Origin of the sequence: Tersicoccus phoenicis (genome assembly GCF_001968835.1) — a bacterium.
In the GTDB taxonomy this organism is placed as follows: domain Bacteria; phylum Actinomycetota; class Actinomycetes; order Actinomycetales; family Micrococcaceae; genus Tersicoccus; species Tersicoccus phoenicis.
Map to the genome: position 1 here is coordinate 14020 of NZ_MRDE01000002.1, position 22676 is coordinate 36695.

Here is a 22676-nt window from a genome sequence, read left to right on the forward strand (position 1 = left end):
CTGCGCCTCCCGCCGAGCCCGGCGCGTTGGCCTCCGCTCGCACACTGGCCCGGGCAACGAGGCCACTGTTCGGGCCAGAATGCGAGCGGCACGGCGGTAGCCCTCCGCCTCGCATCCTGGCCCGAATAGCGAGGCCACCATCTGGGCCGGGATGCCCCAGCCCGAACACGAGGGCCGTTGTCCGGGCTGGAGTGCGAGCTTCCCAGCGGGCTGGAGTGCCGGCGTACGGGCGGCCGCTGACCGCTACTGGGCGATCTGGCGCAGCACGTACTGCAGGATGCCGCCGTTGCGGTAGTAGTCGGCCTCACCCGGGGTGTCGATGCGCAGCACGGCGTCGAAGGTGATGTCCTCGGCACCGTCCTTGCTCGCCACGACGGACAGCGTCTTCGGGGTGGTGCCCTCGTTCAGCGCGGTGACCCCCGTGATGGCGAAGGTCTCCGTGCCGTCCAGCCCCAGCGAGTCGGCGGACTGGCCCTGCGGGAACTGCAGGGGCAGCACGCCCATGCCGATCAGGTTGGACCGGTGGATCCGCTCGTAGGACTCGGCGATGACGGCCTTGATGCCCAGCAGCGCGGTGCCCTTGGCCGCCCAGTCGCGGGAGGACCCGGACCCGTACTCCTTGCCGGCCAGCACCACCAGCGGAGTACCGGCGGCCTGGTAGTTCACCGACGCGTCGTACACCGCGGCCTGTTCACCGCCGTTGGTGAAGTCCCGCGTGAACCCGCCCTCGACGCCGTCGAGCAGCTGGTTCTTGATCCGGATGTTCGCGAACGTGCCCCGGATCATCACCTCGTGGTTGCCGCGCCGGGAACCGTAGGAGTTGAAGTCCTTGCGCTCCACGCCGTGCTCGGTGAGGTACTTGCCGGCCGGGGTGTCGGACTTGAAGGAACCGGCCGGGGAGATGTGGTCGGTGGTCACGGAGTCGCCCAGCTTCAGCAGCACCCGGGCGCCGGTGATGTCCTCGACCGGCTCCGGCTCCGCGCCCATGCCCTCGAAGTACGGGGGCTTGCGCACGTAGGTGGAGTCCTCGTCCCAGGCGAACGTGTCGCCGGCGGGGGTCGGCAGCTGCTGCCAGCGCTCGTCCCCGTCGAAGATGGCACCGTACTCCTCGTCGAACATGGAGGTGTCGATCGAGCCGTCGATGATGTGCTGCACCTCGGCCGCGTCCGGCCAGATGTCGGCGAGGAAGACGTCGGCGCCGTTCTCGTCCTGGCCCAGCGGGTCCGCCGCGAAGTCGAAGTCCATCGTCCCGGCCAGGGCGTAGGCGATCACCAGGGGCGGGGAGGCCAGGTAGTTCATCTTCACGTCCGGGTTGATCCGGCCCTCGAAGTTGCGGTTGCCGGAGAGCACCGCGCTGACGGCCAGGTCGTTGTCCTGCACCGCCTGAGAGATCTCGGACTCCAGGGGACCGGAGTTGCCGATGCAGGTGGTGCAGCCGTAGCCGACGATGTAGAAGCCGAGCTTCTCCAGGTAGGGCACCAGCCCGGACTTCTCGTAGTAGTCGGTGACCACCTTCGAGCCGGGGGCCACCGAGGTCTTGACCCACGGCTTGGAGACCAGGCCCTTCTCGACGGCGTTCCGGGCCAGCACCGCGGCGGCCATCATCACCGACGGGTTCGACGTGTTGGTGCAGGAGGTGATCGAGGCGATGGACACGGCGCCGTGGTCCAGCTCGAACTGCCGGCCGTCGCCCATGGTCACCTCGACCGGGCTGGAGGGGCGGCCCGTCGCCCCGGAGGCGGCGGAGGCCGGTCGCCGGGGCTCGTCCGCGGCGTCCTGGTCGTGCGGGTTGCCGTGGAACGCCGGGGAGTCGGAGGCCGGGAAGGACTCGTCGGAGGCCTCGTCCACGCCGTGCAGCTCGGTGTGACCGTTGTCGACGTAGTTCTTCAGGTCCTCACGGAACTGCGGCTTGGCGTTGGTCAGCTCGATCCGGTCCTGCGGCCGCTTCGGGCCGGAGATGGACGGGACGACGGTGGACAGGTCCAGTTCGAGGTACTCGGAGAAGGCGATCTCCTTCGACGGGTCGTGCCAGAGGCCCTGCTCCTTGGTGTAGGCCTCGACGAGGTCCACGTTCTCGCGGGAGCGGCCGGTCAGGCGCAAGTACTCGAGGGTCACGTCGTCGATCGGGAAGATCGCGGCGGTGGAACCGAACTCGGGGCTCATGTTGCCGATGGTGGCCCGGTTGGCCAGCGGCACCTCGGCGACGCCCTGGCCGTAGAACTCGACGAACTTGCCGACGACGCCGTGCTTGCGCAGCATCTCGGTGATGGTGAGCACCACGTCGGTGGCGGTGGCGCCCGCCGGGATGGAGCCGGTCAGTTTGAAGCCGACGACGCGCGGGATGAGCATCGAGATCGGCTGGCCGAGCATGGCCGCCTCCGCCTCGATGCCGCCGACGCCCCAGCCCAGCACGCCGAGGCCGTTCTCCATGGTGGTGTGGGAGTCGGTGCCGACGCAGGTGTCCGGGTAGGCACGCAGCACCGGGGCCTGCCCGTCCACGGACACCTCACGGGTCATCACGGTGCGGGCCAGGTGCTCGATGTTGACCTGGTGGACGATGCCCATGCCCGGGGGGACGACCTTGAAGTCGTCGAACGCGGTCTGGCCCCAGCGCAGGAACTGGTACCGCTCACCGTTGCGCTGGTACTCGATGTCCATGTTCCGCTCGATGGCGTCGCCGGTGCCGAACACGTCGATCTGCACGGAGTGGTCGATGACCAGTTCCGCGGGGGCCAGCGGGTTGACGCGCTTCGGGTCCCCGCCCAGCTCCTTGACGGCCTCCCGCATGGTGGCCAGGTCCACGACGCAGGGCACGCCGGTGAAGTCCTGCATGATGACCCGGGCGGGGGTGAACTGGATCTCCGTGTCCGGCTCGGCCTCGGGGTTCCAGGAGCCGAGGGCCCGGATGTGGTCGGCGGTGATGTTGGCGCCGTCCTCCGTGCGGAGCAGGTTCTCCAGCAGCACCTTGAGGCTGTAGGGAAGCTTCTCGGACCCCTCGACGGCGTTCAGCCGGAAGATCTCGTACTGCTTGCCGTTGACGTCCAGGACGCCCTTGGAACCAAAACTGTCGACTGCGCTCACAGCGACGCTCCTCTCGCTTCCGCCTGTTGACTGACGACCCGCCGACCGGAGCGACGGGTGAAGCCTGTTGCTGCCCGCCGCCGGTCCGCGAGTGCGGGCGCCTCGGCCGACGGGCAGCTTCATCCTAGCCGTTCGGGGTGGCCCGTTCCGGCCAGATCCCTCAGCGTCGAGGCGGGGTGAGCAGGGCGAACGACTCCAGGTGGTGCGTGTTCGGGTACAGGTCGAAGGCCCGCACCGTGTGCACCTGCCAGCCCGCGGTGCGGAACCGGCCGAGGTCCCGGGCGAACGACGCCGGGTCGCACGAGACGTACGCGAGCCGGGCGGGCGGGACGGCGATCAACCGGTCCGTGACCCGCCGGTCCAGGCCCACGCGGGGCGGGTCGACGACGACGACGTCGGCCGGTCCCGGGATCGCGAGAGCGTCCGGGCGGCGGTCGTCTCCGCGGCGCTGTCCGCCGCCGGCGCGTCCCTGGCGTGGCCCCCGGGTTCTCCGGTTGCCGCCGGGCCGGCCCCGGCCACCGGCGGGCGGGCCGCCGAGGTAGCGGGCGACGTCGCCGTGCCGCACCGTGACGGCGGGCAGGTCGGCCAGGTTGAGGGCGGCGTCGGCGCTGGCCCCGCGGGCGGCCTCCACGGAGGTGACGGCCGCCCCGGCCGCGGCGAGCAGCCCGCTGAACAGGCCCGCGCCCGCGTACAGGTCGTGCACGGTCAGGCCGTCGACCGGGCCGAGGGCGTCGCGGACCGCCGCGGCGAGCACGTCCGGGGCGCGGCGGTGCACCTGCCAGAAGCCGTCGCCGGTGACCCGGTACCGGCGCTCGCCGACCCGTTCGGTCACCCAGGGCTCGCCGCGCAGGGCGTGGACCCGGTGCGTGACCGGGCCCAGCCAGCACACGGACGCCCCGGGCACGGCCGCGGCGATCCGGCGCAGCGCGGCATGATCCACGCCGGCTTCGTCCACACCGGCACGGTCCACGCCGGCACGAGCGGTGCCCCCACGCTCGACGGGCCCGAACGTGACGGCGCCGTCGCCGTCGTCAAGTTCGGATGTCGCGGGAAACAGGGTCAGCAGCGGCCGTCCCCCGCGCCCGTCCGGGCCGGACGGCACCGCGACCTCCACCCGGGCGACCCCGGTCAGGTCGACCCGGGCCAGTCCGAGCGCATCGACGGCCGGCACCGCCAGCGGCATGGTCGCGACCGGGAGCACGGCGTCGCTGCGGTGCGGGTGCATGCCCACGCGCCCGTCGGCGGTGACGTCGAAGGTGACCCGGGTCCGCCAGTGCAGGCCGGCCGGGTCCTCGTCGGGCACCGCCTCCACGGCCGGTTCCGGCAGGTCCGGGGCGTCCAGCCCGGCGAGTCGGTGCACCTGTTCGGCGAGCACCTCACGCTTGAGCCGCCGCTGCCGGGCCGGCGCGATGTGGCCGAACTCGGCGCCACCCACGGGGACCGTCCCGGCGTCGGCGGCCGCGAGCGCGTCCGCCTCGGGCCACGGGTGCGGGCGCCGGTCACCGGAGGCCTCGAGGACGGCGACCACGTCGGCCCGCCAGAAGGACGCGGTCGGACCGGCCTCCGTGACCCGGACCCGGACCCGTTCCCCCGGGATGCCGTGCCGGACGAAGACGACGCGCCCCTCGTGCCGGGCGACGGTGTGCCCCCCGTGCGCGATCGGCCCGAGGGCGAGCTCGAGCTCGTTCACAGCATCTCCTGGTAGCGCGCGGCCTCCTCGGAGGAGGCCAACTGCCACGGGACGGACGCGACGACGACGCCGGGTTCGAAGTGCAGCCGGGTCTTGATCCGCAGCGCGGTCTGGTTGTGCACGAGCTGTTCCCACCACTTGCCGACCACGTACTCGGGGATGTACACGACGATGAGGTCCCGCGGCGAGTCCCGGCGCAGGTTCTTGATGTAGCGCAGCACCGGGCTGGTGGTGTCCCGGTACGGGGAGGCGAGGACGGTCAGGGGCACCGGGATCCGCAGCCGGTCCCAATCGACCAGGGTCTGTCTCGTCTCCTCCGGGTCGACGTCGACGACGACCGCGCTGATGGTCGAGGGCCGGGAGGCGCGGGCGAAGGCGAGGGCCCGCAGCACCGGCTTGCGCACGTGACCGATCGGGATGACGGCGTGCACCCGGGACGGGAGCGCCCGTACGGACCGGTCAGCGTGGGAGCCGTCCACGGTCAGCTCCCGGGCCACGTTGACGTAGTGGGCGTGGATGCTCCACATGATGGCGTAGATGACCGCCATCGCGAGCAGTGCGATCCACGCGCCGTGGACGAACTTGGTCACCAGCACGATCACCAGCACGGTCGCCGTCATGGTCAGCCCGATGGTGTTGATCGCCCGCGAGCGCAGGATCCGCCGCCGCTCCTGCCCGTCCCGGGTGACCCGCAGCGCGCGCCCCCAGTGCCGGATCATGCCGAGCTGGCTGGCGGTGAAGGAGACGAACACCCCGACGATGTAGAGCTGGATCAATCGGGTGACGTCGGCGTTGAACGCGACGATGAGCACCAGGGCGACCGCCCCGAGGGCGAGCACGCCGTTGGAGTAGGCCAGCCGGTCCCCGCGGGTACGCAACTGCCGGGGCAGGTAGCCGTCCCGGGCGAGGATGGACGCGAGCACCGGGAACCCGTTGAAGGCGGTGTTCGAGGCCAGCACCAGAATCACGCCGGTGGCGGCCACGACGATGTAGAACGGGATCGTGCCCCCGGAGAACACCGCCTCCGCGAGCTGACTGATCACCGGGTGCTGGACGTAGTCCGCGGGTAGCGGAGCCCCGTTGACCCGGAACTGGGTGGACGGATCCTGCGCCATGTGGACCTTGGTGGCACTGGCCAGGTAGAGGATGCCGCCGAGCATGCTGACCGCGACGACGCCGAGCAGCAGCAGCGTGGTGGCCGCGTTCTTCGACTTCGGCCGCTTGAAGGTGGGCACACCGTTGCTGATGGCCTCGACGCCGGTCAGGGCGGCGGCGCCCGAGGAGAAGGCCCGCAGGATCAGGAACGCCCCGGCCAGCCCGGTCAGGCCCTGGTCGAGCCCCGCCTCGGGCACGATCTGGAAGCCGGCGCTCTCGGCCGGTCGCAGCACCCCGAAGGCGGACTGGATGATGCCGACGGCGCTCATGCCCAGGATGGAGGCCATGAAGACGTACGTGGGGACGGCGAACGCGGTGCCGGCCTCGCGGATGCCCCGCAGGTTGCCCAGCACCAGCAGGACGACACCGAGGGCGGCCAGCACGGCCTGCTGCCCGTGCAGGGCGGGCACCGCGGTGACCAGGTAGTTGGAGGCCGAGGACATGGACACGGCGACGGTGAGCACGTAGTCGACGAGCAGGGCGGACGCGACCGTCAATCCGGCTGGCTTGCCCAGGTTCTCGGTGGCGATCTCGTAGTCGCCGCCACCGGACGGGTAGGCGTGCACGTTCTGCCGGTAGGAGGCGACCACGGTCAACATGACCACGGCGACGGCGAGGCCGACCCAGGGGGAGATGGTCACGGCGCCGACGCCGGCGAGGGCGAGGGTGAGGAGAATCTCGTCGGGGGCGTAGGCGACCGAGGAGAGGGCGTCGGAGGCAAAGACGGGAAGGGCGATCCGCTTCGGGAGCAGGGTGTGGCCCAGGCGATCGTTGCGGAACGGCTTGCCGACCAGGATCCGCTTGATCGCGTTGAAGAACGTCAGCACAGAGCAACGGTAGACGGATCTCGCACCGGTCGCCATGAGCGGCGCCGGGCCACGCCGGTGGCCGTGGCTAGGATGGCCTGTGGCGCTCTCGGGCGCCGACCGGCAGCACCGTTGCGAAGCAGAAGGGATGCGGCGTCCGTGGCGCACTTCGTCATCATGGGTTGCGGGCGGGTCGGCCTGTCCCTGGCCCACACGTTGGACAACAACGGGCACTCGGTGGCCGTCATCGACCAGGACGACCGGGCGTTCCGGCGCCTGCGGTCCAGCTTCAGCGGCCGGAAGGTCAGCGGCATCGGCTTCGACCGGGACACGCTGCGGCGCGCGGACATCGAGAACGCGTACGCGTTCGCCGCGGTCTCCAGCGGGGACAACTCGAACATTCTCGCCACCCGCGTGGCGCGCGAGACCTTCCACGTCCGGCACGTGGTGGCCCGCATCTACGACTCGGGACGCGCGGAGATCTACCAGCGGCTCGGCATCCCCACCGTCGCGACGGTGCGCTGGACCGCTGACCAGGTGCTCCGCCGGCTCCTGCCCGAACAGACGATCGCCGGGGACTATCGGGAGTCCTCCGGGCGGCTGATCCTCGCCGAGGTGGCCGTGCACGAGGCCTGGGCCGGCCGGCCGGTGGCCGACCTGGAGGGCAGGGCCCGGGTGCGGGTGGCGTATCTGACCCGGTTCGGTGAGGGCATGCTCCCGGAACCGAACACCACGTACCAACCGGGGGACACGGTGCACGTGATGATGCCGGTGGACCGGTCGGACGAGATCACCAGGCTGCTGGCCACCGCACCCGCGACGGAGGTGAACTGATCGTGCCCATGCGTGTGGTCATCGTCGGCTCCGGGGCGGTGGGCTCCTCCATCGCCCGCGAGCTGCTCGCCCACGACCACGACGTGCTGCTGATCGACAGCAAGCCCGAGGTGATCGGCCGGTCGGGCCTGCGCGGGGCCCGGTGGCTGATCGGGGACGCCTGCGAGCTGTCCACGCTGGCCGACGCGGACCTGCCGGACACCCACGTCGTCGTCTCCGCGACCGGAGACGACAAGGTCAACCTCGTCGTCTCCCTGCTGGCGAAGTCGGAGTTCGGGGTCGGCCGGACGGTCGCGCGCGTGAACAACCCGAAGAACGACTGGATGTTCGACGACGCCTGGGGCGTCGACGTCGCGGTGAGCACACCGCGGATGATGACGGCGATGGTCGAGGAGGCCGTCGAGGTCGGCGACATCGTCCGCCTGCTCACCCTCCGGGCCGGGGTGTCCTCCCTGGTGGAGTTCACCGTCCCCGACGAGTCGCCGCTGGTGGGCCGCACGATGGGGTTCGTGGCGTGGCCGGAGGACTCGACGGCCGTCGCCATCCTGCGGGACGAGGTGCCGATCGCCCCCAGCGACGACGACGTCATCGAGGGGGGGGACCAGTTGTTCTTCCTCACCACGATCCAGGCGGAGGACGAGCTGCGCTCCATCCTCTCCGGCTCGGTCAGCGCGGCGGGCGGCTCTCCCGGCGAGCAGTGACCGGCGGCCGCGAGATCACCCAGGCCACCCACACCGTCAGCGCGTACAGCGGCACCCCCATCAGCAACCGGGTGGTGCCCAGGGCCACCAGCTCACCGGCGACGTAGAGCGGGTACTGGACCACCAGTCGCAGGGCGAACATGCCGATCAGCAGCCAGGTCGCCCGCCGGTAGGCGCGGGCGCGGCCTGGCACGAGGCGCCAGTCGTTGCCCTCGCCGCGCAGCAGGCCGAACACCACGCCGACCAACGGCCAGCGGGCCAGCACGGAGATCACCAGCACGACGATGGTCACCACGTTCGTCCAGAACCCGGGCACGTAGTAGTTCAGCGGCTGGTCGCTCACATCGGCGAACAGGGCGCAGATCGCCACGCCGACCAGGCCCGAGACGGCCTGGACGATGGGACGCCGCTCGATGAGCCGCCAGACGGTGAACACCACCGCGGAGGCGATGGCGCTGATCAACGCCGGGCCCAGCGCCCGGGTCACGGTGAAGACGGTGAGGAACACCAGGCCCGGCAGCACCGCCTCGACGATGCCACGGGGTCCCCCGATGGCGGCGAGCACGTCGATCCGGCCGGCGTCGTCGGTCTTCAGGGAACTGCCGGCCAGGCCGGCGGCGGCGCCCCGGAGGCCGCGGTGTCCGGCGTCGGCGCTCGTACCCGTCCCGGCCTCCTCGGCACCCGTCCCGGCCTCCTGCGCGGTCGGCGCAGTCCCGTCCTCCTGCGCGGTCGGCGGAGTGCCGGTCGAGCCGGAGCTGTCCTGCCGTCGTTGCTCGTCGCCGGGCCGCGGGGCGGGCCAGGAGTCCTGGCCGCCGGTCATCCCTCGACCCCGGCGCCGAGGATCTCGTAGCGCGGGTCGAACATGACGGCCCGGTGACCCTGCTCGGAGAGGGTTCCCTCCACGCGCAGGGTGACTCCGGCGTCCACCCCGGGCACCCGCCGCTGTCCGTGCCAGATCAGGTGCACCCGGTGGCCGGCCTCGTCGTCGAGCACGGCCTCGTAGAAGGGGGGTGCGTCGATCGGCTGGATGGTCACCGACTCGAGGCTGCCGGTCAAGGTGACCCGGTGGGGGCCCTCGACCGGGAGACGATCAGCCAATCTGGGTGACCTCGGGACCGCGCTCCGGAGGTCCGGACGGACCGGACCCGTCCGGCGTGGTGCCGGCGTCCTCGGCCCCGGGAATGGTCAGGGGCAGCAGGTCACGCGGTGCCATGGCCTCGGCACCGCGGACGACCACGACGTCCCGGAACAGTGCCTCGATGTCCGCGGCCCGATCCTCGTCGGTCGCGGCGGCGCCGGTGATGACGCCGCGCAGGAACCAGCGGGGACCGTCGATGCCGACGAACCGGGCGACGCGCAGACCCGCGTCAGCGCCGGCGACGGCGGGCACCGCGGCCAGCAGTTCGGTGCCGAAGTGGCTGCGCACCTCGTGGACCTGGCCGGACTGGGCGGTGACGCCGGCGGCGATCTGTTCCCGGACCTCGTCCCACAGACCCGCGGATCGCGGCGCGGCGAAGACCTGCAGCTGCACGCTGCTCTCCCCCAGGTCGAGGATGGCGGCGAGCACCCGGTTGGTCGCCTCCTGCACCTCGAGGCGCAACATGACGCCCTGCACCGGCTTGATCAGGATCGCCCCCAGATCGAGGTAGCCCTCCCGGTCCGCGATCTCGCTGACGTCGTGGGGCCCGTGCTCCGCCCGGTCCAGGGCCTCCACGGCTAGGGCGGCGGACTCCTCCGGGTCGGTCGCGGTGTCGTCGGCCGTGGCGGTGCCGGTCGCGGTGTCGTCCGTCGCGGTGCCATCGGTGTGGTCGGTCGCGGCCGGCGGTGCCGCGGCATCGGCGGCCTCGCGCAAGGAGGCGTCCGTGCTCGTCGTGTCGGTGTCCGTGCTGTCAGCGGGTGCCACCGGGTCGGCCGAGGTCATCGGCAGGTCGGTGGAGCCGCGCCGCTTGGAGCGTCCGAAGATCATGCGTCCTTCAATCCTTTCACCCCGAACCCGCCGGTGGAGCCGAAGCCGCCGGCGCCGCGGACCGAGGTCGGTAGGTCGGTCACCACCTGGAAGGCGGCGTGGTCGACGCGCTGGATGACCAGCTGGGCAATCCTATCGCCGCGGGCGATGCTGAACGCCTCGCGCAGATCGGTGTTCACCAGGGTCACCATCAGCTCTCCGCGATATCCGGCGTCGACCGTGCCGGGCGCATTGACGATGCTGATGCCGTGCCGGGCGGCGAGCCCGGACCGCGGGTGGACGAGACCGACGAACCCGAACGGCAGGGCCAGGGCGACCCCGGTCGGGATCAGTGCCCGCTCCCCGGGAGCCAGCACCAGGTCGACGCGGCTGCGCAGATCCGCGCCGGCATCACCCGGATGAGCGTAGGCGGGTGGTTCGATGCCGGGGTCCAGCAGCTGCACCGCGACGGGGACCGGCTGCGGTCCATCCGATGGCGTGTTCTCGTCGGTCACAGTCCCCCACTCTAGCCAGCCGCGGCTCGGCGCCGATTGGCTGCGGACGCGAGCGCGGTGGGATGCTGGACGCATGCCCCGCTCCGAGCACGACCCCGCCCAGCCGTCCAGCGTCCCGAGGTCGGCCACCTCTCCGTCCGGCGCACCCGACGCGCCGAGCACTCCCTTCCCGGGTGAGGACGCCGTCCTGTACCGGGAGCGACTGTGGCCCCCGTTCTGGGTGTGGTTCGTGTGCATCGGCGTCGTGGCTGGCTTGCTCGTGGTGTTCGCCCCCATCAACATGACGGCCGGCGTCGTGGTCTTCGTCATCCTCGCGGCCCTGGTCGTGTTCGCGCTGGCCCGGTCCGCCGCCACCATCGTCGTCACCCCGACGGTGCTGCAGGTCGGGCGTGCCCAGATCGAGCGCCGCTACCTCGGTGAGGTGGCCGGTTTCAGCGGCGAGGACGCCCGCATCCAGCGCGGCATGGAACTGAACGCTCGCGCCTACCAGTGCATCCGGGGTTGGGTGGATCCCGTGGTGACCGTCCAGATCATCGACGCCAACGATCCGACGCCGTACTGGATCACCTCGACCCGGCACCCCCAGCAACTGGCCGAGGCCCTCACGTCGGTTCCCCACCCGGCAGCCTGACCGCACGGTTCCCGGTTCCGCCCACTCCCTCGATTCCGGACCAGGCCACGATCGGTAGAGGACGAGAAAAAACTGCCGTACCGGTCGGTACGGCAGTGCGGTATGGGCCGGTCCGTGCCGCTGCTGGACACGGACCGGGGTCGAAGCTCAGGCGTCGCATTCCTTGCAGATAAACATGCCGTCCTTCTGCCGCGAGATCTGCGAACGGTGACGCACGAGGAAACACGAGCCGCAGGTGAACTCGTCCGCCTGCGCGGGCAGCACCCGGATCAGCAGCTCTTCACCGGACAGGTCGGCGCCGGGCAGTTCGAACCCTTCGGCCGCCTCCGCCTCGTCCTCGTCCACGACCGCCGACTGGTTGTCGGTGCGCCGTGACTTCAGTTCCTCGATGGAGTCTTCGTTCGTCTCGTCGTCGGTCTTGCGTGGCGCATCATAGTCTGTCGCCATTGGTGTCTCTTCACGCTCCGGTCGTTCGTGCGGGTCGATGTCGTGCGGATCGACGGTGTGGGCCCCTGGTCGGGAAGCAAAGATACTATAACGGCCCGGCTGCCCTTTTCCGCAGGCGGGCCGATACGTTCTCCTCACTCGCCCGACGGCACCGCGGTACAACGACGGGATCCCCGGTTTCATGCCCCGGTGACGCTGGTTGCGCTCTGGGCGAAGCCCTCGGGAGAACGCGCCCGTCGGCCGCCGTTCGGGGCGCGCCGAGACGCACCGCGAAGTGGAACGGCGGGCGATTCCGTGCCATTGTTCTCGACGGGGGCGCGTGCGCTCGCGCCCGTTGGTTCTCAGGCCGTGGAGGGCATTCAATGCAGGAACTCCGGTTGATGGGCGTTCACGAGGACGGTGACCATCTGCTGTTCGGTGACGACGCCGGCGCCATGTACAAGGTGCGGATCGACGAGACCCTGCGCGTGGCCACCCAGCGGGTGCCCCGGCGACAGGCTCGGCAGACCCCGCCGGTCAAGGTGCCCCTGTCCCCGCGGGAGATCCAGGCACAGATCCGGGCCGGCGCGAGCGCCGAGCAGATCGCCGTCGAGAGCGGTTACGACCTCGACCACATCCGCCGTTACGAGACCCCGGTACGTGCCGAACGTGACTGGTTGGCTGGGCTGGCTCGGCAGGTGGAGGTCGCCTCCCCCAGCCACCACGACGAGTATCGGTCCGTGTTCGGCGACCGGCCGGCCACGCTCGAGGCGATGGTGGCGGCCCGGCTGCGGGCCCTGTCCGTGGATCCGGCCACCGTGCAGTGGGACGCGTGGCGCCGCCAGGACGGCGCGTGGGACGTCGTCGCCCGGTTCGAGCTGCCCGAGGAGTCAGCGATCGACCTGGGTGAACAGCCCCCCGCCCGGTGGGTGTTCGACCCGTCCCGCAAGCATCTGGCCAACGCGAATCGCTGGGCGCAGGTCCTCAGTGAGCTGGAGCCCCTGGGCGGGCCGATCCCGTCGCGTCGGCTGGCCGCCGTGACCGATGCCGTGTTCGACGTCGAGTCCGAGCCCGAGGTCGAGGACGAGTCCGCCGACCTGCTGGACGTGCTGCGGTCGCGGCGCGGGCAGCGGCTGGGCAGCGACGAGGAATCGGACGACGCCCTCGCGCTGCTGCTCAGTCAGGGGCCGGTGCCCGCGGCGCACCCGCGAACCGGTCGGGACGCCGACCAGGACGCCACTGAGCGCGGCGGCCACGAGGGCGAAGCCGGACGCCAACCGGCGGCGTCGATCGACGAGGACGGTCAGCGGCTGCCGGACGATTCGGACGAGGACGCCGGCCCCGCCGCGGCCCGCGGCCGGGATGGCCACCGCTGGGGGTCCGGCCGGTCCCGGCTACGCGGCCGCGGCCGGCGAGGCGACGCGGCCGAGGACGTCTCCGTGGAGGACCTACTGGGCTTCGAGGCGGCCGGCGAACCCGGCGACACGGACACCGGCCGGGCGGGCAACGACGGGGAGCCCGCGGACGTGACCAGCGCCGACGGCACCGCCCAGTCGGGCAGAGACGAGTCCGGCGGCGAAGCGTCGGGCTCCGGCGGGTCCGCCGGCAATCAGTCGGGCAGTGACCAGTCGGGCAGCGGCAGGTCCGGCAGCGACGCGGGTGACCGGGTCCCCGGCTCCGATGACGCCTCGGTCACCGCCGCCGGCGACCAGCCCGAGAAGAAGAGCCGGCCGGAGAGCGATCAGGGCGGCAAGGCGAAGGCCCGCCGCTCCAGCGTGCCGAGCTGGGACGAGATCGTCTTCGGTAAGCGGGGCGACTGACCGCGACCGTCGAGCGCCTGCCGTCCACGTCGACGTCACCGACCACCACCTGCTCCCCCTCGAGCACCATGATGCCGTCCACCGTGCGGGCGTTGTGGGTGGCTCGGCGGCCGCACCAGCACAGCGCCTCCACCTGCAGCAGCCGGATCCGGTCGGCCAGTTCCACCATCCGGGCGGACCCGGGGAAGAGCCGGGTGCGGAAATCGGTGGTGATGCCGAAGGCGAACACGTCGACATCCAGCTCGTCCACCACGCGCGCCAGCTGCTCGACCTGCTCCGGGCGATAGAACTGGACCTCGTCGCAGATCAGGTAGTCGACGGTACGGGCGTGCACCCGGCGCTGCACCACCTCGTCCCAGAAGTCGGTCGCGTCGGTCACCTCCACGGCCGGGGTGGTCAGGCCGAGCCGGCTGGAGACGGTCGCCGTCCCGGCCCGGTCCTCCCGGGTGAACAGGATCCCGTTGCGGCCACGGGCGCTGTGCGTCCAGTCCGTCTGCAGCGCGAGGATGGACTTGCCGCAGTCCATCGTGCCGGTGAAGAAGATCAGGTCAGCCACGGCGGCTGCCCCGGCTGTCCTTGCCCGCGCTCCCGGCCGAGGCCGTGCCGCCCGCGACCACGGTGATCAGGGGGACGCGCCGTTCCGCGCCGGTCCAGGACCCGTGCTGCCCGACCATCCGCATCGGGCCGTCCCCCACCCGGGCCCGGTCGTAGAACGCCACCGGCTCGCGAGCGGCGACCAGGACGTCACCGATCCGGGGCAGGACGTCGGGGTCGACCGGGCCCAGGTGGCTGGACTCGATCAGGCTCTGCCGGTCCGTCACCCAGGCCACCCGGCCGAACCGCTCCCGCCACCGGGCCGTGACCTCGGCCGGGTCCGCGGTGGGGGCCAGGTAGAGCTGCAACAGCCGGGGCTCGCCGGCGGTGTGCCGGACCCCGCTCATCAACCCGGGATCGGCGGACACGTCGATCCGGTGCGCCTCGTCGACGTCGACCATGCCGTGGTCGGCGGTGATGAGCAGGACGGTGCCGCGGGGCAGCCGGGCGAGCAGCCGCCCGACGGCACCGTCGATCTCCTCGAGGGCGTGCTCCCAGGCCGGCGAGTTCACCCCGTACCGGTGCCCGGCCTTGTCCAGGTCGTTGGCGTAGAGGTAGAGCAGGTGCGGCCCGGCCGGGGCCAGGGCCTCGGTGGCGACCGTGGTCGCGGCCTGCAGCGTGCTCGCCGGACGGAACCGGGCTCCGCGCAGCGCCGCGCGGGTCATCCCCGAGTGCTCGAACCGGGCCTGGCTGACCGTGGAGACCGGGACGTGCGCGGCGGCCCGCTCGAACACGGTGGGGTGCGGTTGCCACCGCGCCGGGTCGATGGCGGGGTCCCAGCCGCCGAGCATGTTCACGACGATGTCGCGGTCGGGGTCGAGGACGTCGTACCCCACGAGCCCGTGCCGGCCCGGGGCCAACCCGGTGCCGAGCGCGGCGAGGGAGGCTGCGGTGGTGGACGGGAACGCCGCGTCGATCACCCGGGTGGTGGCGCCGTGGTCCCCCGCCAGCAGGGAGCGCAGCACGGGCGCATGGCCCGAACGCCGGGTGAGCTGGTCGTGGCCCATGCCGTCGACCATGAACACGCACACCCGGGAGGCAGCAGGCAGGCCCAGGGTGTCGGTGAATCCGGGCACGCCCACGGCGGCCGCGGCGCTGGTGAAGACCGCGGAGACGGCGCGACGCTCGTAATCCGGTGGCCCGGCGAGCCCCTCCAGGCCGACGTCGCGCCGGCCTGGCGGATCGGTCACCGCGGGGTCAGACACCCGGGTGGGGCGATTGGGTCCGGCCCAGCCGCGTGGAGACCCCGCCGCGGGCGGGAGCGGACCGCGGGTGAGTGCCACCGGGGACGGCGCTGGCCGCGCGGATGCTGCGCGCGAACCGCCGGGCCGCCTCGACGGCGTCGGGACCGTCCGCGTCGGCGCTGATGCGCAGCACCAGGTCCTCGAGGGCGGCGGTCCCGGTGTAGCCGTGGTCGGCGTCGCACTGGGGGTCGGTGCAGCCGGCGGGCACGAGATCCAGGCGCTGGGCACCGCTCCACGAGATGGCGAGGGTGACCTCCCGCGGTTGATCGGCGGGCCGGTACTCGTGCGGCCGGGCCCAGGCGGCCGAGAGCACCACGGAAGTGACGGCGGCAAGGGGTACGGACTCGGTGGACACGTGCGCGAGCGGCTCCGCGCCGTCCTCCTCCAGGTGCTGGTCGTCGGCCTGGGTCACGACCAGCATGTCCTCGGTGAGGACAAGCACCGTGATGTGGCGGTGCACCTCCGTGCGTTCGACATGGGTCTCCAGGTGCACCAGGTCGCCGGCCGGCTCCCGGCCGTCCAGAGCGTCGAGGATGACGTCCAGGACGAGGGCCGGGTAGAAGCCGGCGTGGTCGAGGGTCTTCTTCAGTTTCCGGGCGGCGCCGGCCGCCGAGCCGATGGTCGGTTGCATACCGACAGTCTCTCAGAACCGCCGCCGACGGCGCGGCGAGGCCCGGCCGACTGTGGACGGCGGGCGCGGGCCTCGCTCTCGGCCGCCACGGGCCTGGCACGGTTCCGGTACGGCGTGGGCCGGATTCCCGGGCTCGATCCGATCAACTGCGCAACGCGCGTCGAGCGCTGTCGGTGCGCTGAGCGGGGTTGCCGATCCGGACACACGCGCTGAGCACGGTCAGCCCGGAAGCGGCGGCGAGCACCGGGTTGAACTCGATCACGCTCACCTCCGGATGCTCGTCCTTCAGTGCGGCGAACCGCGCCACCAGGTCTTCCAGGGCGGCCACGTCGACGGCGGGCTGACCGTGGTGGCCGAACAGCTTGCGGGCCGCGCGCGGCGCACGGACCAGGTCGACGACGTCGGTCCCGGTCAGCGGCGGCACCCGATGCCCCCAGTCGTCGAGCAGGTCCACGGCGTCGCCGGCGACACCGAAGGAGACGACGGGGCCGAGCAGCGGGTCCTCGATACCGCGCAACACGCAGCCCTGCCCGGTGGGGGCCATGGCCTGGACCTCCATCCCGGAGGCACCGTGGGCGTCGAGCACCGCCGACATCTGGGCGATCTCGGAGCGCAGGGCGGCCGCGTCCGGGATGTTCAGCTGGACCGAGCCGAGGTCCAACCGGTGGCGCAGGTGCTCGTCCGTCGTCTTGAGCACCACCGGCCAGCCGACGGCGTCGGCGGCAGCGACCGCCTGGTCCGCCGTGCTGAACGGGACGGCGGGCAGGACGGCGATGCCGTAGCAGTCGAGCAGGGCGGCGGTGCGGTCCGCGTCGAGGGTGGTCAGCTCCGCCCCCCTCGCGTCGGCGAGCCAGCCGGCCAGCAGGGCGGCCGCCTCCTTGCGCCGCAGACCGGGCGGATCCACCACGTCGGTGTCCTGCCGGTCCAGCCAGTTCCGGTAGCCGGCCACGGCGGCGATGGCCCGGATGGCGGCGCCGGGACCGATGAAGCAGGGCAGTCCCGGCTGCCGGGGGAGCTCGGGCTCGCCGGTGACGGGCGCCGGGTCCAGCTCCCCGATCACGGCGACGCCCTCCGACCAACCGCTGCCGTCCGCGCCGGTGAACACCGCGGCCACCGGTTTGCCGGCCTCGGTGCCGGCGTCGGCGATGATGCGCGCGCACGTCTCGACCGGGACGTCGCCCAGTGGCAGGAGGCTGACGAGCAGCACGTGGACGGCGTCGTCGGCCAGCACGGACCGCACCGTCTCGGCGAACGCCTCCGGGTCGGTGCCCAGCGCCACGTCCGCGCGCATCCGCGCCAGATGCAGGCCGGCCTCGTGGGCGGCGTCCGCGACGACGTCGCCCAGGGCCAGCGAGTTGGCGACCACCCCGAGCGAGCCCCCCGCGGGCAGCGGTTGGCTGACCAGCAGCTGCGCCACCTCCATCAGCTTCTCGCTGGTACGCACGCGGATCACCCCGGACTGGCGCATCATGGCGTCGAGGGCGCCGGCGGGAGCCTGACTGGTGCGCGCGACGTGCCCCGGCGGTAGCTGCAGGCCCATGGTGTCCGACTTCGCGACGATGACGGGCTTGCTGCGCGCGAGCCGGCGGGCGATGCGGGAGAACTTGCGGGGATTGCCGATGGACTCCAGGTAGAGCCCCACCACCGTGGTGCTGGCGTCGTCCTCCCAGAACTGCATCAGGTCGTTGCCGGAGACGTCGGCGCGGTTGCCGGTGGAGACGATGTGGGAGACGCCGAGTCGGCGGCGGCGGGCTGCCGCGTCCATCAGCACGCCCAGCGCGGCGGACTGGGTGAAGACGCCGAGGACCCCGCGGTCGACCGGGGCGAGTCCCGAGGCGTTGAGCCGGACCTCGGGATCGGTGTTGACCACGCCGAGCGAGGCCGGGCCGATCACCCGCATCCCGTGGGCCCGGGCGACCCGGACCAGCTCGTGCTGCCGATCCAGCCCGTGCGCGACGTCGTCGGCGTAACCACCGGTCGCGACCAGTAACCCGCGGATCCCCGCGGCGGCACAGGCGCGCACCGTGGGCAGGACGTCGTCGTAGGGGACGGCGACGACGGCGAGATCCACCGGCCCCGGGACGTCCGCGAGGGCCGCCACCGTGGTCACGGCCCCGGTGCCGCCGTCCCCGTCGGTGACCGTGCCGTCGCGGGTGACCGCGTACACCGCGCCGGCGAAGCCGCCGGCCCGGATGTGAGCGAGCAGGTCGGCCGCCCGGCGCTGGTCCCCTCCCGAGCCGATCACCGCGATCGTGCGGGGCGCGAGCAACCCGGCGACGGACTGCGCCTCGGCGCGGTGCTCGCGCGCTTCCATCACGGCACGGGAGCGGTCGGTGGGGTCGATGTCGAAGCTGACCTCGACCACGCCGGACTCGAAGTGGCGTTGCACCTCGTAGCCGGCGTCGGCGAAGACGGTGAGCATCTTCCGGTTCTCCGGCAGGACCTCGGCCACGAACGTGCGGATGCCCTTCTCCCGGGCGGCGGCGGCCAGGTGCTCGAGCAGGATCGACCCGATGCCGCGGCCCTGATGGTGGTCGGAGATGTTGAACGCGACCTCGGCGTCGTCGGTGTCGTGGATCCGATCGAAGCGGCCGACCCCGATGATCTCGTCCCCGATGGTGATGATGAAGGCCACCCGGTTGACGTGGTCGACCTCGGTGAAGCGGGCCAGTTCCCGCTCCGAGAGCTGGGACTTGTAGGTGAAGAAACGCAGGTAGATCGAGGCCTGGGACTGGGCCATGTGCATGGCCTGCAGGGCCGGGGCGTCCCGGGGCAGGATGGGCCGCAGATGGGCCGTGCCTCCGTCGCGCAGGACGACGTCCGCTTCCCAGTGCTGGGGATATCCGCGGGTCGGGGCGCCGTTCGCCATAGACTCACAGTACGGTGCACGCCGTCGCGCTGTCTGTCCCCGCCTGTTCGCCGCGACGCGTCACCGCTCGCACGACCGCATCACGAGACACGCACCGACGGTCCTCGCGCGCCGCCGGACAGGCGATGATCGCGGGCCGCGGCAGGAGGATCACCGACCCATGGCACGCCGCAAGTCGACCCCGCACGACGGCCCGCCCCCCGACGACTTCGTCGAGAACATTCTCGATGTCGACGTCTCCGCCGAGATGGAGACCTCGTTCCTCGAGTACGCGTACTCGGTGATCTACTCCCGGGCCCTGCCCGACGCCCGGGACGGGCTCAAGCCGGTGCAGCGGCGGATCCTGTACATGATGAGCCAGATGGGTCTGCGGCCGGACCGCGGGCACGTCAAGAGCGCTCGCGTGGTGGGCGAGGTGATGGGCAAGCTGCACCCGCACGGGGACGCGGCGATCTACGACGCCATGGTCCGCATGGCGCAGGCCTTCACCCTCCGGTTGCCGCTGATCGACGGGCACGGCAACTTCGGGTCGCTGGACGACGGGCCCGCGGCCGCCCGGTACACCGAGGCGCGGATGGCTTCGGCCGCGCTGCCGATGACGGCGGACCTGGACGAGGACGTCGTCGAGTTCGTCCCGAACTACGACAACCAGCTGATGCAGCCGGAGGTGCTGCCGGCCGCCATCCCGAACCTGCTGGTCAACGGATCCTCCGGCATCGCGGTCGGCATGGCGACGAACATGGCGCCGCACAACCTCGGCGAGGTGATCGAGGCGGCGCGGCACCTGATCGCCCACCCCGAGGCCGGCGTCGAGGACCTGATGCGGTTCGTGCCCGGGCCGGACCTGCCGGCCGGCGGCCGGATCGTCGGGCTGGACGGGATCAGGGATGCCTACCGGACCGGTCGCGGCTCGTTCAAGACCCGGGCCACCGTCTCGATCGAGCAGGTCAGCGCCCGCAAGACCGGCATCGTCGTCACCGAACTCCCGTATCTGGTGGGCCCGGAGAAGGTGATCGAGAAGGTCAAGGACGCCGTGCAGGCGAAGAAGCTGGCCGGCATCTCCGACATCGTCGACCTGACCGACCGCAAGAAGGGGCTGCGGCTGGTCGTCGAGATCAAGAACGGCTTCAACCCGCAGGCCGTGCTCGGGCAGCTGTACAAGCTGACCCCGCTGGAGGACTCGTTCGGCATCAACAACGTCGCCCTCGTGGACGGGCAACCGCGCACCCTCGGCCTGGTCGAGATGCTGCGCGTCTTCGTCGACCACCGGCTGCAGGTGGTGCGGCGACGGACCGCGTACCGGCTGGCCAAGCGGAAGGACCGGCTGCACCTGGTCGAGGGCCTGCTGATCGCCCTGGTGGACATCGACGAGGTCATCCAGATCATCCGCTCCTCCGACGAGACGGCGGACGCGCGGGCCCGGTTGATGGAGATCTTCGACCTCTCCGAGGCGCAGGCGAGCTACATCCTCGAGCTGCGGTTGCGGCAGCTGACGAAGTTCTCCCGGATCGAGCTGGAGAAGGAGCAGGAGGAGCTGCGGGCCGAGATCGCCGAGCTGGAGGAGATCCTCGGCTCCGACGCGCGACTGCGGACCGTGGTCTCCGACGAGCTGGCCGACGTGGCCGCCACCTACGGGACGCCGCGGCGGACGGTGCTGCTGGAGGCCGACGCCGCCCCGGCCCTGCCCGCCGCCGTGTCTGCCGGCCCGGCCGGTTCGGCAGGCAAGGGAGCCCCGGCGTCCCTGCAGATCGCCGACGACCCGTGCTGGGTGCTGCTCTCCACGTCGGGGCAGGTGGCCCGGACCTCGGACGACGCGGCTCTGCCGGTCCAGGCTCCCCGGCAGCGGCACGACGCGTGGCGGACGGTGCTGCGCACCACCGCGCGGGCGGAGATCGGTGCGGTGACGAACACCGGGCGGATGCTGCGGGTGCAGGTCGTGGACCTGCCGCAGCTTCCGCCCACCGCCGGCACGCCGAACCTCGCCGGCGGGGTGCCCGTCAAGGAGTTCCTCACCCTCGAACGAGGGGAGTCGCTGATCGGGTTCGCGCCGCTGGGCTCCGTGCTCGCCCTGGCCACCGCCGGCGGCGTGGTGAAGCGCGTGAGCCCGGACTACCCCCTGAACCGGGACGGCTGGGAGATCATCACCCTCAAGGCCGGTGACAGCGTCGTCGGGGTGGCCCCCGCGACGGACCCGGACGAGCTGGTCTTCCTCACCCGACGCGCCCAGCTGCTACGCTTCGCGGCCGGACTCGTCCGGCCCCAGGGTCGGACGGCCGGCGGGGTGGCGGGCATCAAGCTCGGCGCTGGGGACGCGGTGATCGCGTTCGGCGTGGTCTCCGCCGACGATCCCGACGCCGTCGTGGTGACGCTGACGGCGCCGCCCTCGTCGGGTGAGACGGGCCCCTCCGTGAAGGTGACGCCGCTGAGCGAGTACCCGGCCAAGGGCCGCGGCACCGCCGGGGTGCGGGCGCACCGGTTCCTCAAGGGTGAGGAGGAGCTGGCGCTGGCGTGGGCCGGGCACGGCCCGGCCCGGGCGGCGGCCGCCAACGGCGCGTCCCGGGCACTGCCGACCGAACACGGTCGGCGGGACGGCTCCGGAGTGCCGGCGGGTCAGGCGATCGACGCGATCGGCCCGGCGCCGGAGGCGGCGGTGGCCCCGGCGGAGGTTCAGACGTCGTTCCCGGAGGAGGGGCCCGTCGACGCTCCCGTCACTGACGCGACTGCCGCCGAGGCAGGCACCGACGCCACGGTCGATGACAGTGAGACGCTCTGGTGAGCAGCTGGCCCGCCTCCGAAGCCGCCGGGCGCATCCGGCACGCGATCATCGCGGCGTTCGTTGATCTCGAGCTCGATGTCCAAGGAGAGCCACGGTAGCCAACCCGGAGTCCATGTCAGACCGCAGTAAGCCCGTCACGCCGGCGGCGCTTCCGCGGTCCGTTCGGTAGGACGGCGGCGACGACCGTCGCGGCTGCCGCGGGCAGAAGGAACCAGCCCACGTTCCATCCGATGGTCGCCACTGCCAGGAGCACCATCAGGGCACCGATCCAGGCGGCGACCGGCCGCACCGGTCGCCGTCGGACCAGCAGGGGAACCGCGGTCAACACCACTGCTGCCGCCAGGGCCCCAGCGGCCCTCGGGCCCATGGTGAAGAGAAGGAGGTGCGTGGTCGATCCCGTGATCTGCCCCGTCGCGGGATCGATGGTGCTCTCCACATATCCCGGGAGGAGCCAAGACCACCCCGCTCCGAGCAACGTGAGCGCGTCCGAGGTCCACTTCGGCAAGCGGGTGTGGGTGTCGCGGAAGGGAGCCATCATGGCCGACGCCGGCCGACCCGGGCTCATCCCCGGGTCGATGGGCACGGCGTTCTACGTCGTTGAGGGCAAGGGCAACCCGCTCTCGCTCAACTCGTCACCGCACGGGGCGGGGCGGGAGTACTCCCGGTCGGCGGCTCGACGCAGATTTACCCGCGAGCAGCTGCGCGAGGCGATGGCCGGTATCGAATACCGGGACACCGACGCGTTCCTCGATGAGATCCCGCAGGCCTACAAGCCGATCGACCGGGTGATGGCCGACGCGGCGGACCTGGTGTTGACGACGCGTGAATACTGACCCCTGTGCGTCGGATGAATTTTGACCCTCGGCGTGTGAACCCTTGGAGGGTGATAGCAGTGGAAGATTGGGCCGAGATCCGTCGTCTGCATCGAGCGGAGGGCATGCCGATCAAGGAGATCGTG

At 71.9% G+C, this 22676-nt stretch carries 17 protein-coding genes and 2 pseudogenes; 6 read left to right on the forward strand and 13 right to left on the reverse strand.

What is annotated here, in order from left to right:
- Positions 1–243: 243 nt before the first annotated feature.
- The 3 genes from BKD30_RS00075 to BKD30_RS00085 form a co-directional block, all read right to left on the reverse strand.
- Positions 244–3081 carry an aconitate hydratase gene (locus tag BKD30_RS00075; RefSeq protein WP_076700269.1) on the reverse strand — a complete coding sequence of 946 codons (2838 nt, stop codon included), beginning with the start codon at positions 3079–3081 and terminating at the stop codon, positions 244–246.
- Between the two features lie 160 nt (positions 3082–3241).
- A complete protein-coding gene (locus tag BKD30_RS00080) occupies positions 3242–4771 on the reverse strand; it encodes a class I SAM-dependent RNA methyltransferase (protein ID WP_083955857.1) in 1530 nt (509 codons plus the stop codon).
- Positions 4768–6753: an APC family permease gene (locus BKD30_RS00085; RefSeq protein ID WP_076700276.1), complete on the reverse strand. Its 1986-nt coding sequence runs from the start codon at positions 6751–6753 to the stop codon at positions 4768–4770. The genes BKD30_RS00080 and BKD30_RS00085 overlap by 4 nt, the downstream gene beginning before the upstream one ends.
- A 138-nt stretch (positions 6754–6891) precedes the next feature.
- Between BKD30_RS00085 and BKD30_RS00090 the strand changes: the two genes are divergently transcribed.
- Positions 6892–7566: a potassium channel family protein gene (locus tag BKD30_RS00090; RefSeq protein ID WP_076700280.1), complete on the forward strand. Its 675-nt coding sequence runs from the start codon at positions 6892–6894 to the stop codon at positions 7564–7566.
- 8 nt (positions 7567–7574) lie between these two features.
- Positions 7575–8267: a potassium channel family protein gene (locus BKD30_RS00095; RefSeq protein ID WP_076700284.1), complete on the forward strand. Its 693-nt coding sequence runs from the start codon at positions 7575–7577 to the stop codon at positions 8265–8267.
- On the opposite strand, the gene BKD30_RS00100 is transcribed toward BKD30_RS00095, so the two are convergent.
- Genes BKD30_RS00100 through dut form a run of 4 tightly spaced genes read right to left on the reverse strand, consistent with a single transcriptional unit; the run spans position 8233 to position 10727 of the window.
- Positions 8233–9087 carry a DUF3159 domain-containing protein gene (locus BKD30_RS00100; RefSeq protein WP_173892967.1) on the reverse strand — a complete coding sequence of 285 codons (855 nt, stop codon included), beginning with the start codon at positions 9085–9087 and terminating at the stop codon, positions 8233–8235. The genes BKD30_RS00095 and BKD30_RS00100 overlap by 35 nt on opposite strands.
- Complete coding sequence (locus BKD30_RS00105) at positions 9084–9365, reverse strand: CAP domain-containing protein (RefSeq protein WP_076700288.1); 282 nt, start codon at positions 9363–9365, stop codon at positions 9084–9086. The genes BKD30_RS00100 and BKD30_RS00105 overlap by 4 nt, the downstream gene beginning before the upstream one ends.
- A complete protein-coding gene (locus BKD30_RS00110; protein WP_235861207.1) occupies positions 9358–10233 on the reverse strand; it encodes a DUF3710 domain-containing protein in 876 nt (291 codons plus the stop codon). The genes BKD30_RS00105 and BKD30_RS00110 overlap by 8 nt, the downstream gene beginning before the upstream one ends.
- Positions 10230–10727 (reverse strand): dUTP diphosphatase, encoded by a 498-nt coding sequence (dut, locus tag BKD30_RS00115; protein ID WP_076700292.1) that lies wholly within the window; start codon positions 10725–10727, stop codon positions 10230–10232. The genes BKD30_RS00110 and dut overlap by 4 nt, the downstream gene beginning before the upstream one ends.
- Before the next feature lie 73 nt (positions 10728–10800).
- On the opposite strand from dut, the gene BKD30_RS00120 reads away from it, so the two are divergent.
- Positions 10801–11358 carry a DUF3093 domain-containing protein gene (locus BKD30_RS00120; RefSeq protein WP_083955860.1) on the forward strand — a complete coding sequence of 186 codons (558 nt, stop codon included), beginning with the start codon at positions 10801–10803 and terminating at the stop codon, positions 11356–11358.
- A 147-nt stretch (positions 11359–11505) separates the two neighbouring features.
- Here the strand turns inward: BKD30_RS00120 and BKD30_RS00125 are convergent, their stop codons facing one another.
- Positions 11506–11805: a DUF4193 domain-containing protein gene (locus BKD30_RS00125; protein WP_076700296.1), complete on the reverse strand. Its 300-nt coding sequence runs from the start codon at positions 11803–11805 to the stop codon at positions 11506–11508.
- A 362-nt stretch (positions 11806–12167) separates the two neighbouring features.
- Here BKD30_RS00125 and sepH point away from each other — a divergent pair.
- Positions 12168–13535: pseudogene (sepH, locus tag BKD30_RS16800) on the forward strand (septation protein SepH); the annotation flags it as partial.
- Here sepH and BKD30_RS00135 read toward each other — a convergent pair.
- The 4 genes from BKD30_RS00135 to BKD30_RS00150 all read right to left on the reverse strand — a co-directional run bounded on the left by BKD30_RS00135 (position 13477) and on the right by BKD30_RS00150 (position 18942).
- Complete coding sequence (locus BKD30_RS00135; protein ID WP_076700304.1) at positions 13477–14160, reverse strand: thymidine kinase; 684 nt, start codon at positions 14158–14160, stop codon at positions 13477–13479. The pseudogene sepH and the gene BKD30_RS00135 sit on opposite strands and share 59 nt — an antisense overlap.
- Positions 14153–15388, reverse strand: a complete 1236-nt coding sequence (locus BKD30_RS00140; protein ID WP_235861208.1) for an alkaline phosphatase family protein — start codon at positions 15386–15388, stop codon at positions 14153–14155. The genes BKD30_RS00135 and BKD30_RS00140 overlap by 8 nt, the downstream gene beginning before the upstream one ends.
- Before the next feature lie 7 nt (positions 15389–15395).
- Entirely contained in the window at positions 15396–16073 is a 678-nt protein-coding gene (locus BKD30_RS00145; protein WP_076700308.1) for a DUF5998 family protein, read from the reverse strand.
- A gap of 142 nt (positions 16074–16215) precedes the next feature.
- The gene (locus BKD30_RS00150; protein ID WP_076700312.1) at positions 16216–18942 is read right to left on the reverse strand and encodes a bifunctional acetate--CoA ligase family protein/GNAT family N-acetyltransferase; all 2727 of its coding nucleotides are present in this window, start codon (positions 18940–18942) and stop codon (positions 16216–16218) included.
- A 160-nt stretch (positions 18943–19102) separates the two neighbouring features.
- Between BKD30_RS00150 and BKD30_RS00155 the strand changes: the two genes are divergently transcribed.
- On the forward strand, positions 19103–21718 hold the full coding sequence (locus tag BKD30_RS00155; protein WP_083955861.1) for a DNA gyrase/topoisomerase IV subunit A: 2616 nt from the start codon (positions 19103–19105) through the stop codon (positions 21716–21718).
- 115 nt (positions 21719–21833) lie between these two features.
- Here BKD30_RS00155 and BKD30_RS00160 read toward each other — a convergent pair whose 3' ends face one another.
- Positions 21834–22154, reverse strand: coding sequence for a hypothetical protein (locus BKD30_RS00160; protein WP_143587988.1), 321 nt, complete (start codon positions 22152–22154; stop codon positions 21834–21836).
- A gap of 37 nt (positions 22155–22191) precedes the next feature.
- On the opposite strand from BKD30_RS00160, the pseudogene BKD30_RS00165 reads away from it, so the two are divergent.
- A pseudogene (locus tag BKD30_RS00165) lies at positions 22192–22551 on the forward strand (RtcB family protein); the annotation flags it as partial.
- Positions 22552–22676: the final 125 nt, after the last annotated feature.

What these genes read in the sequence shown, in the direction of transcription:
- BKD30_RS00095 (WP_076700284.1), top strand. Translation starts at nt 7,575, where the DNA reads ATGCGTGTGGTCATCGTCGGCTCCGGGGCGGTGGGCTCCTCCATCGCC.
- BKD30_RS00120 (WP_083955860.1), top strand. Translation starts at nt 10,801, where the DNA reads ATGCCCCGCTCCGAGCACGACCCCGCCCAGCCGTCCAGCGTCCCGAGG.
- BKD30_RS00125 (WP_076700296.1), bottom strand. Translation starts at nt 11,805, where the DNA reads ATGGCGACAGACTATGATGCGCCACGCAAGACCGACGACGAGACGAAC.
- BKD30_RS00110 (WP_235861207.1), bottom strand. Translation starts at nt 10,233, where the DNA reads ATGATCTTCGGACGCTCCAAGCGGCGCGGCTCCACCGACCTGCCGATG.
- BKD30_RS00155 (WP_083955861.1), top strand. Translation starts at nt 19,103, where the DNA reads ATGGCACGCCGCAAGTCGACCCCGCACGACGGCCCGCCCCCCGACGAC.
- BKD30_RS00150 (WP_076700312.1), bottom strand. Translation starts at nt 18,942, where the DNA reads ATGGCGAACGGCGCCCCGACCCGCGGATATCCCCAGCACTGGGAAGCG.
- BKD30_RS00145 (WP_076700308.1), bottom strand. Translation starts at nt 16,073, where the DNA reads ATGCAACCGACCATCGGCTCGGCGGCCGGCGCCGCCCGGAAACTGAAG.
- BKD30_RS00100 (WP_173892967.1), bottom strand. Translation starts at nt 9,087, where the DNA reads ATGACCGGCGGCCAGGACTCCTGGCCCGCCCCGCGGCCCGGCGACGAG.